At 55.3% G+C, this 10,609-nt stretch carries 8 protein-coding genes and 2 pseudogenes; 9 read left to right on the top strand and 1 reads right to left on the bottom strand.

What is annotated here, in order from left to right; genetic code table 11:
• The 9 genes and pseudogenes from ACWIUF_RS20580 to ACWIUF_RS20540 all read left to right on the top strand — a co-directional run.
• Nucleotides 1–496: pseudogene (locus ACWIUF_RS20580) on the top strand (decaprenyl-phosphate phosphoribosyltransferase); the annotation flags it as partial.
• On the top strand, nucleotides 493–1,884 hold the full coding sequence (locus ACWIUF_RS20575) for an FAD-binding protein (protein ID WP_448574414.1): 1,392 nt from the start codon (nucleotides 493–495) through the stop codon (nucleotides 1,882–1,884). The pseudogene ACWIUF_RS20580 and the gene ACWIUF_RS20575, both read left to right, overlap by 4 nt.
• A gap of 236 nt (nucleotides 1,885–2,120) precedes the next feature.
• Nucleotides 2,121–2,864, top strand: coding sequence for an SDR family oxidoreductase (locus tag ACWIUF_RS20570; protein ID WP_448574413.1), 744 nt, complete (start codon nucleotides 2,121–2,123; stop codon nucleotides 2,862–2,864).
• A 131-nt stretch (nucleotides 2,865–2,995) separates the two neighbouring features.
• Nucleotides 2,996–3,583 (top strand): Uma2 family endonuclease, encoded by a 588-nt coding sequence (locus ACWIUF_RS20565; RefSeq protein ID WP_448574412.1) that lies wholly within the window; start codon nucleotides 2,996–2,998, stop codon nucleotides 3,581–3,583.
• A 617-nt stretch (nucleotides 3,584–4,200) separates the two neighbouring features.
• Nucleotides 4,201–5,103 carry a transglutaminase family protein gene (locus tag ACWIUF_RS20560; protein WP_448574411.1) on the top strand — a complete coding sequence of 301 codons (903 nt, stop codon included), beginning with the start codon at nucleotides 4,201–4,203 and terminating at the stop codon, nucleotides 5,101–5,103.
• A gap of 336 nt (nucleotides 5,104–5,439) precedes the next feature.
• Nucleotides 5,440–6,366, top strand: coding sequence for a LysR family transcriptional regulator (locus tag ACWIUF_RS20555; protein WP_448574410.1), 927 nt, complete (start codon nucleotides 5,440–5,442; stop codon nucleotides 6,364–6,366).
• A 35-nt stretch (nucleotides 6,367–6,401) separates the two neighbouring features.
• Nucleotides 6,402–7,466, top strand: a complete 1,065-nt coding sequence (locus tag ACWIUF_RS20550) for an anthranilate phosphoribosyltransferase family protein (RefSeq protein WP_448574409.1) — start codon at nucleotides 6,402–6,404, stop codon at nucleotides 7,464–7,466.
• A 298-nt stretch (nucleotides 7,467–7,764) separates the two neighbouring features.
• Nucleotides 7,765–8,012: pseudogene (locus ACWIUF_RS20545) on the top strand (transposase); the annotation flags it as partial.
• 317 nt (nucleotides 8,013–8,329) lie between these two features.
• A complete protein-coding gene (locus ACWIUF_RS20540) occupies nucleotides 8,330–8,809 on the top strand; it encodes an OsmC family protein (protein ID WP_448574408.1) in 480 nt (159 codons plus the stop codon).
• Between the two features lie 40 nt (nucleotides 8,810–8,849).
• On the opposite strand, the gene ACWIUF_RS20535 is transcribed toward ACWIUF_RS20540, so the two are convergent.
• The coding region (locus tag ACWIUF_RS20535; RefSeq protein WP_448574407.1) for an FAD-dependent oxidoreductase at nucleotides 8,850–10,609 on the bottom strand (1,760 nt) is incomplete at its 5' end.

Here is a 10,609-nt window from a genome sequence, read left to right as displayed (position 1 = left end):
GGCCTATGGGGGAGGGGCGGCGGCGGGGGTGATGCTGTCCCCGTGGTTTTTGCTGTGTACCGCGATGTTGGCCCTGTTCCTGGGGGTGGAAAAACGCAAGGCAGAACTGCGGCTCATGGAGGTGGGGGTCGGCAAGACCCGGCTCGTGCTGCACCGCTACTCCCACTTGTTGCTGTCACGCATGGAAAATACGGTCACCACCAGTGCCTTTCTCGCCTATGCCCTCTGGAGTTCGGGGCCAAAGGTCGGAGGCGCCACGACGCCGTGGATGATGTTGACCTTACCCTTTGTCCTCTATGGGATTTTTCGCTATCAACTGCTGAGTGATCCCAAGGAGATTGCCCGCCGGAGTGCCAATAGTGCTGAGGCGGGTGGACAGACTGAGCGTCCGGAGGAAGTTCTTCTGCGCGATCGGCCCATTTTGGCTACCGTCATTGGGTGGATCGTAACCAGCTTTGTTATTCTGCTGTTGAAGCGCCAGGGCATCATTCAATGAATCATTACCTACCGACTCTCCCGCAACAACCCCTCGCTGGCTGGGGTCGCTATCCGGTTCGCCCCTGTACCCTCCAGCGTCCGGAAAAGCTGGCCGATCTGACGGCGGCCCTAGCGATGCCGATCCCGTCCCTGTTACTGCGGGGGTGGGGGCGTAGTTATGGCGATGCGGCGATTAATCCCAGCGGACAGACGATTCTGACGGAGCGCCTCAACCGCCTGTTGGCCTTTGACGAGCAGACGGGAGTCCTCCGGTGTGAAGCAGGGGTTACCTTTGCGGATTTGCTGCGGGTGTTTGTGCCCCGTGGTTGGTTTCCATCGGTCACGCCGGGGACTAAGTTTGTCACGATGGGAGGCGCGATCGCCTTTGATGTGCATGGGAAAAACCACCACATTGATGGCTCCTTTGCCCACCATCTTCGCAGTTTTAATTTAATCCTGGCATCGGGCGAAACCGTGACTTGCTCACGCACGGAAAACAGTGATCTCTTCTGGGCAACCGTGGGTGGGATGGGCCTGACGGGCATGATCACCGATGTGGAGATTACCCTACGTCGCATCCCCACAGCCTATATCAAGGGGTACCATATCAAGGCCAAAAATATTGAGGAAGCGATCGCCCTTTTTGAACAGTACGAAAGTGACTACCAATATTCGGTGGCGTGGATTGACTGTTTGGCTTCGGGGTCAGCCTTGGGGCGGAGTATTTTAATGTTTGGCAACCATGCCCAAGTGGAGGATTTAAGTCCCAGTCAGAGAGCGCAACCCTTATCAGTGCAACCTCCTCGGCGGTTTCAGGTCTTTTTTGATCCGCCCAATACGTTGTTGAACCACACGACGGTTAGCTTATTTAATAGCCTGTATTTCAATCGCCAGCGCCGTCGGGAAATCCACAAAATTATTGATTACGACACCTTTTTCTATCCCTTGGATTTTCTCTGGGATTGGAATCGCCTCTATGGTAAACGGGGATTTGTGCAATATCAGTGTGTGATCCCGGAAGCGGTCAGTCAGGAGGCATTGACCGAGATGCTGACGCTCTATAGCCAAAAGGGCTGGGGGTCATTCCTGGCGGTGCTGAAGCGCTTGGGGCAGAAGCGCAACGGTTGGTTGTCGTTCCCGATCGCGGGTTATACGTTGGCCTTGGATATGCCGATTCAACCGGGACTGTGGGAATTTCTCGCTGAGTTAGACAATTTGGTGGTGCGCTATGGGGGTCGGGTGTATTTGGCGAAGGATGCTTGTTTGGGGGCGGCGGCCTTTCGATCGATGTATCCGGATTTTCCCCAGTGGTTAGCGGTTAAGTCGGCGGTTGATCCGGAGAATCGCTTTACGTCGGCGCTAGCAGAACGGTTGGAGATTCGCCCAATGTCCCTTACCGAGCTGTAAGGGCGGGTTTCTGCAAGGGCGGGTTTTTATATCTTTCTCGACTGCAACAATTAAATTTGGGTTAAACCCGCCCCTACTGAATGCTTATGTCTGGCAGGCGGGACGCCTACCCCACAAGAGCAAAATTCTGTAAGGGCGGGTTTTTATATCTTTCTCGACTGCAACAATTAAATTTGGGTTAAACCCGCCCCTACCGATCCGAAACCTATTTCCTATCCCCCTATCTCCTATCTCCTATGTACGACAAAACTGTTCTCATCATTGGCGCAACGTCTACGATTGCTAGGGCGATCGCGGTGGAATTGGCTCAGGAGGGTAAGGCGCTCCATTTGGCGGGCCGGGATGCAGCGGAGGTGGAGCGCACAGCCCAGGATTTGGCGATCCGGTATCAGGTTCCGGTGTCTTGGAGTCAGTTTGAGGCGACGGCCTATGAGACCCATGCGGATTTTTTTGAGAAGGCGATCGCGCAAATGGGGCAACTGGAGGGGGTGATTCTCTCGCTGGGGGAATTGGGAGATCAGGTCCAGGCCCAGGCGGATTTTAGTCAGGCCCAGCGCATTATTGCGTCTAATTATGTGGGCGTGGTTTCGATTTTGACCTATGTGGCGAATTATTTGGAACAGCAACGCCAGGGCTATATTATCGGCATTTCGTCGGTGGCGGGCGATCGCGGACGGCAGAGTAATTACATTTACGGGTCGGCGAAGGGGGCGCTCAGTATATTCTTGCAGGGGTTACGGAGCCGCCTGGCTAAGGTGGGGGTGCAGGTGTTGACGGTGAAGCCCGGATTTGTCGATACCAAGATGACTTTTGGGAAGTCGGGGATGTTTTTGGTGGCGAAGCCGGAACAGGTGGCGAAGGCGATTCTCCGTGCCCGCGATCGCCGTAAAAATATTGCCTATGTGCCGTGGTTCTGGTTCTGGATTATGTTGATTATTCGCGCGATTCCAGAGCCGGTATTTAAGAAGTTAAAACTTTAAGAAGTTAAAACTTTAAAAATTTAAACTATAGTGATCGATCGCGATCTAGTTTGACCAGGGGTATGTTGGCGCTGCATCTCCAGCAGAGCATCGTTTCGCAAAACCGTTGACAGATCACAGGAGGTTGGGTAATGGCGATTTCGACTGACTGGGCAACGGATCTCCGGTTACTAACGGTGCAGGATTATCACCAGTTGGTAGCCACTGGAATTTTGGCGGCTGACGAACGGGTAGAGTTGCTGGGGGGGCAGTTGTTCCGGATGGCGGCGAAGGGAACGGCCCATAGTGCGGCCATGACAAGGATTGAACGGGTGCTTACCCAGTGCTTAGGGGTACGTGCCTTATTACGCTGGCAAGATCCCATCCAGTTGGATGATTTTTCTGAACCGGAGCCGGATGTGGCGGTTGTACACCCGGATGCCAATGACTACGAGGACCATCACCCAATACCAGCGGAAGTTTTTTGGCTAATTGAAGTCGCTGATACAACCCTGAAGCGCGATCGCGAAATCAAAGCTCCCCTCTATAGCCGATCGCAGATCCCAGAGTATTGGATCTTGAACGTGCCGGGACGCTGTTTGCACGTATTCCGGGAACCGGGGCCAGCGGGGTATGGGAGTGAATGGGTGCTCACGGAGACAGCAACGATCGCCCCCCTGGCATTTCCGGACTGTTCGATCGCGATCGGGGCATTTTTCCGCAGCCATGCAACCCGTTAGTAAACGCCTACCGGGCAGTATTTCCCCCTAGGATAAAGATTGACGCTTGTCACAGGTCCATCCCATCGCGATCACTGCCCTTGCTGCCTCGGCACACGCCTGAGGACTTTTACAATCACGGCGATCGGCATCCAGCGTCACTGCGAAAAGCCAAGGTCATTGCCATGATTAAAACAGAAAGGCATTCAATCCCCTCTAATTCAATCCCCCACTTTAGAGATTCTCCTTTTATCCCCAATCGTCTTGCTAACTAGCGCTTCATTCTTTAAGCCCATAACCATCCTCGGTTCTGCCCTCCCCTAAACAACTGGAGGGCTTTTCCCATTTTTGGACTCCCCCCCCGCTGTGATCCAGCCTCATCCTAACTAGAATACTGTTCTCGGTTGGTTTACCATCCCTGGCCGCAGCTCAATCCACAACGGCTTAAATTATCTTTAAGATTTCTAGCAATGTTGCAGCAGAGAAGTCAATGCAGTACGGGGCGATCGTCAAGTTGTATGTACTAACTCAGATCAATACACCCAATACGCTCAATACACAGACGATTTCTCCCCCAAAATCGTTGATAATTGGGTTGATAATCAAATAATCCATTCAAGACATTCTAAGGAATCATCATGAGTGTTATTTATGACCTGGAACATACGACAACCTATCGATATCGCAAACCCGTCACATTTGGGGAGCATCGAGCCATTTTCCTACCCACCGCTGGCTTCATTGGGCGGATTTTAGACTATTCTTTGGAAACCAATATCCCCTCAACCGTACGCTGGATGATGGATACCCTATCCAATAATGTTGCGATCATTCACTTTAGTGAGCCAGCCTCGGAACTACGGGTGACCTACCGCCTGCGCGGGGAACATTTTGGGGTCCCCCAGATAATCGATTTTCCCCTCGATTCACGGGCGAAGGAAGTGCCCGTACAGTATACCCCTGACGAGTGGTTAGATCTGTCAGCCTTTATGCGACCCCATGCAGATGATCCTGATGGCCGTGTGGCCGCATGGGCTAAGGCATTTGTCATTGGGGATCAGGATGTGACGCTGGATGTCTTGCAACGTATGATGGATAAGATTTGGAATACGTTGACTTATCAGGCGCGGGAAGCCGAGGGTACTCAAGCACCCGGGGAAACGCTCCGCTTGGGCAGCGGCACCTGTCGGGACTATGCCTGGTTGATGATCGAGGCGCTGCGACGGTTAGGGTTTGCCTGTCGCTTTGTCAGTGGCTATCTCTACGATGCAGCGCTGGATGGGGGCGAGGTGGGGATGGTGGGATCTGGCGCGACCCATGCCTGGTTGCAGGTTTATTTACCAGGGGCCGGTTGGCAAACCTATGACCCCACAAATCGGCTAACGGGCGGCTTTGATTTAGTCCGGGTGGCGATCGCGCGGCATCCGGCCCAAGTGCTCCCCCTATCCGGTTCCTGGTTTGGGGAGGCGGGAGACTATTTAGGGATGGAGGTGTCGGTATCGCTGCGGAAACTGGGGATGTTGCCGGAGTTTGAAGACTAGGGAATTGACAGCGTCATGGCACTGAAGCGGCAGGCATTTCCCCACCAGAACCATGACCCTCGGCAGCTTTTATGCCAAAAGACGCCGAAATATCAAGAAATGTATCGCAATCTTTAAAAAAACCGATCATTCAGGCCGATTCTTAACCAGTTATGATGGGCTACTGTAGCGCTAAATACAAATCTGGCTCAATACTTCTCCTAGTGTAGCGATCGAGGCGATTCAGGTTTATGAGCACGGGTCGTGGGGCAGATTCGGGCTGGCATTTAGCCGATTCGGGCCTTGGGAGCGGCAGCAGTCGCAGATATAGTCGCGGACACAGTCCATGAGGTGGGCATGCGCTTAGAACAGTTGCAGGCATTTTTGGCGATCGCGGCCACAGGCAGTTTTCAAAAAGCGGCCCATCAATGTGGGGTGACCCAATCAACGATCAGCCGCCAGCTACAAGCCCTAGAGGCAACCTTAGGGACACCCCTCTTCCACCGGGGTCCCCAGGCCAAACTGACCGTTGCCGGGGAACTGGTGCTTCCCCGCGCCCAGAAAATTTGTCAGGAATGGGCCAGTGCGACCCAAGGGATCACTGACCTACTGGCGGGCCAACAGTCGGAGTTATGTATTGCCGTCATTGGTTCGATCTGTAGCCAATATTTACCCCCCGTCATTGAACAGTTTTATCGCGATTATCCCCAGGTACAACTGCGGGTGACTTCTCTGGGGAGCGATCGCGCCCTTAAGGTATTGCGGGATGGTCTGGTGGACTTGGCGATCGTGATGAATAATCGCTTCCTGACGGCCACCCCCGAAATGGTGGTTGACTCCCTTCTGATTGAACCCGTGGATGTGTTAATGGCGGCTCAGCATCCCCTCAGCGTTTATGCCGAGGTGCCGTGGTCGGCTTTAGCAACCCATCCCCAGGTCGTTTTTAAGGATGGCTATGGGATGCAGCGATTGGTTCAGGAACAATTCCAACGGCAGGACTTAACCCTGAATGCGGTTTTGGAACTGAATACCCTGGATGCTTTCCGGGGCATTGTGCGGCAGGGACGGGCGATCGCCCTGCTGCCCCACTCGGCACTGTTGGACGCCTCCCAAGACCCAACCCTAACGATTCGGCCTACGACAACCCCAGTCCTCAGCCGGGAGGTAGTGCTCGTTACGACCCACGATCGGCTGCAAATCCCGCCGATTTGCCATTTCCGAGAGTTAGCCAAACAATTGATTACCGATCGTTGTTTGGCACGCTTGCCGATCACCGTAGGATAGTAGGACTGTGGTGGATAGGGCGTTAGGAAATCGGTATGAGCCAGATATTCCGGGACTTGTTGCGTAAGATCGGCAGTGGCGAACACACGAGCCAATCCCTCAGCCGGGAGGAGGCCCGTCTGGCCACTGAGTTAATGTTGCGCCAAGAGGCCACCCCAGCCCAGATTGGGGCGTTTCTGATTGCCCATCGGATTAAGCGCCCTACCCCAGCGGAGTTGGCGGGGATGTTGGATGCCTATGATGCCCTGGGACCCGTCCTCCCGGCGATCGCAGCCCCCTACCCGGTGATGGTTTTTGGGGTACCCTACGATGGGCGATCGCGCACAGCCCCCTTGAGTCCGGTCACAAGTTTGATCCTGAGTGCAGCGGGGTGTCCAGTACTGCTGCATGGTGGACGTCAAATGCCGACTAAGTATGGGGTACCGTTGGTGGCCCTCTGGCAAGCCTTGGGGGTAGATTGGACGGGATTAACCTTGCCCCAAGTGCAACAGGTTTTGGCCCAAGCCCATCTGGCGTTGCTTTACCTACCCTTGCATTTTCCCCTTGCAGAAGGATTAGTGGCTTACCGGGATGAAATTGGCAAGCGTCCGCCCCTGGCAACGGTGGAGTTAATCTGGTGTCCTTATCGGGGGGCAGCCACGATGGTCGCAGGTTTTGTCCATCCCCCGACGGAAGCCCGCTTCTGGGAAGCCCTAGCCTTACGGGGGTGTGAGCGGCTGATCACCGTCAAAGGCTTGGAAGGAAGTTGTGATTTGCCTCGGCACCGAACGGGGATTGTGGGCATCGGCAGACCGGGTACGGAACCGGAGCGGCACCTGCTGCATCCCCGCGAATACGGCATCGCAGGGCCAGAGATTCCCTATCACACGCTAGCCGAGTGGACAGCCCAGACTGAAGCTGTCCTCCAGGGGCAGGCGGGCGAAATGGCACAAGCGTGTCAGTGGAATGCGGGTTTTTATCTGTGGCAGGCGGGCATGAGCACCAGTTTAGGCGCGGGTATGGCACTCGCAAAAACCTACCTTCAGGAAGGGCAAGCGGCACAACAGTTAGAATGGCTACGCCAACAGGTTGCCCAGAGCAGCCAGATAACATCAATTTGATATGAACGCATGGCGAATTCCTGTTGCAAACGCGAGCGGCGTTCTGTCGGTGGCAGGTGAAGTGATTCTGCGACCTCTTCAGATCTACGAATTACACCAAATGCATCAGTAAGGCCCGCATGCGATTGCCTGCGCTCTGGGTCGTGCGGCGAGTAGCATTTCACGGGAATTAAGACGCAATCGCGACGACACCGCTGGTGACTATCGTCCCGATCTTGCCCACCAGCAAGCGATCGCCCGACGCCAGCAAGCCCAAGCCCGACCCCAACGGCTGAGCGCTGAGACGGTGGGTGCGATCAAGACGGGTTTAGATCTGGATTACTTTGCGAATCCGTATCATGCTTGGGAGCACGGTTTGAATGAGCACACGCATGGTTTAATTCGGCAATTCTTTCCGAAGGGGATACATTTCAAAATCGTGAAGCCAGCGGCGTTAGAACGTGTAGTTGACTTAATGAATCATGACCGAGGAAATCACTTGATTATCGCACGCCTTATGGAGGATTCTATGCACATCGTTCAGACCCTGTTGCACTTCAAATTTGAATGGGCAAAGTTATCTTTCAGCTTAAATCACTGTGTTAATATAAATACAGCACTTCCATACCTGGTGAGGTACAGGCAAGGGGCTTAAGCTCCTTGTTCACAAGGCTTGACCGTACTTCATTAGAGAGGAAACGGCTGTAACCTTGCTGAAGGGTACTTTGATTAGTCTGGGATGGGTCCAGTTGAAGCTTCCATTGACAGGATAACGTTACTTGGGGGCGCAGGATTATTTTCGAGGTACCCATGAAGTTACTGCTATTCATTTTGGTTTATGTTATCGCATCAATTCAACTGCTCGAACAGCCATTAATGATCCAATGTCTGAACATTTTGCACACATCCAATGGCAACGGCAAGAAGACGCTTTTATTGACCGTAAATACAGTCGTGAACATATCTGGAAGTTTGATGGCGGGGGTGAGATTTTGGCATCCGCTTCTCCCCATGTGGTGCCGGAACCCTATGCCAATCCAGCCCATGTCGATCCCGAGGAAGCGTTTATCGCTGCGATCGCCAGTTGTCATATGCTTTGGTTTTTGGCGATCGCAGCTAAGCATCGATTCGTGGTTGATCGCTATCTCGATCAGGCCGTGGGTATCCTGGAAAAGAATGAGGTTGGCAACCTAGCGATTACCAAGATTTATCTCAATCCCCAGGTAATTTTTGCCGGGGATCACCTGCCCACGGAACAACAAATTGAGGAAATGCACGACCTGGCCCACCACAGTTGTTTTCTGGCCAATTCCGTCAAAGCAGAAATCATCGTAGCGGCGATCGTCCCCTCAACCGCTGACTAGCCAGTAACGGCTGGGACGAACGCCCAGCCGCCAACCGTCCTCACGGAGCGATACCCTCCGCCAGTAGCCAATTTCCCGATCGATTCCAGCGACCGATCACCGTGAGCGGCTGGGACAAAGCACAGTCCTGAAGCACGCGATCGACCTCTGGCCGTAACGTGACCAGGGACCAGACAGACTGGGGTAACGCATCGGGATGGAACGCATACGCCTGGGCCGCTAATCGTTGGACGGTTCCCCGCCAGGTCTGGCTACCCCGGCACGCCGCTGCGGGCAGAGCATGGTCACCCACTTGGGCATAGCCATTGTCGGGATAGGCATCCGGGTGATCGAGGTAGTAGTGTTGCTGGGTCAACCATGCCGGGTGATCAGGGGGTAGGTTGTACAGGGGAATTACCGCAGCCGGGGCGATCGGGTCTTCGAGCAACGCGTTCTGGAGCGATCGCACCGCCAGATCCCTAGGTTGACATCCCCTTTCCACACAGAGGGCCGCTGCCATCCCCGCCGCTTGTCCAATCCCCAGGACGCAGGGTTGTAACCGTGTCGCCCCGTTGGCGATATGGGAAACCGCGATATTTTTTTCCGCCACGAGGAGACTCTCAACGCGATCGGGAATCAGGCTGCCATAGGGCACACCAAAGGGAGTTCCCGTCCAGCGGCCTCCCCACCGGATCGACTTGGGTTGGAGGGGAAAGTCCCAGCCCGGATAGTGGTGATCATTGGCATAGTTGCCGATCGCGATACTGGTGATCTGGCCCGTGGCATCGTGGGGTAAAGGCGCAACCCAGCCCGCCCGCGTGGGCAAAATCGCCGCTTCGGTCACCGTGGTTAGCCCACACAGCCGCCGACTTTCCCGGAAGTAGGGATACAGGGCAAAAGCCGGGTGGGGATCGGCGATTCCCGCTGGGATGGCTGCGCGCAGCGATCCCGGTATGACAGGAAACAGGGCGGGAGCCAAACCATAGCGGCGACCTAGGTGGTGCTGGATATGGTGGGCAAAGTTTTGGCTGTGGGCATAGCTTTCCTGGTAAAAGGTCTGGCGTGCCGCCGCCGATCCCAGAAGCCGTTCACTCCCCCGACCATAATCATTACCGTCGATCGGCCAGTTGATCATGAAGCGATTGCCCGGTAGCCGCCCATAGTTGATAAAGTTTTCCGGACCATGTTGCGCCCAAGCCCCCTGGAACTGGGTGGCGTCGTACCCCCCTACCGCCGGGGGAATCGGGGGAGCCAAGGTTTCACCAAAGTCCTGCATGACCACGACCCAGGTCGGCGACTGCACGGGATAGGTTTGGGTCAGGGGGGTGGGACCCGTCGGCGCACTCGGTTCTTGCCACTGGGATTGCCACTCCCAGCCCCAACGGTGGGGGATATCGCCTAGGGCCAGCAGATCGCCGAGTTCGGTGGCGTCGATCGTCACCTGAGCCATCACCGTCAACGTGTCAAACCGCACCCCCAGCACGCGATCGCCCTGGCGCAACACTTGACGCGGCCACTGTCCCCTCATCCAGGTCAAATTGGGCAGTGCCCGTACCCAATCCGCCCAAATCGCTGCCCCCACGCGCGGATCATAGGTGAAAAAACTAACCCAGGCATGATCCAGCCCCCCCGGTTGGCGATCGCCCAGGGCCTGTAGATAGGCCCCCCATAGGCCCGTTTGCCATGCCGCCAGTTCATTGCCATCAGGAGCCGCCACCCCCGCCGCCGTCAACATTCCCCCTAACCAGGGGAATTCACTCACCAGCACCGTTTGCGCCCCCCGCCGGGCCGCCTGAATCGCCGCTGCGGTGCCCCCCGTCC

This window comes from Trichothermofontia sp. (assembly GCF_053493415.1).
This window is presented reverse-complemented; position numbering and strand designations above follow the sequence as displayed.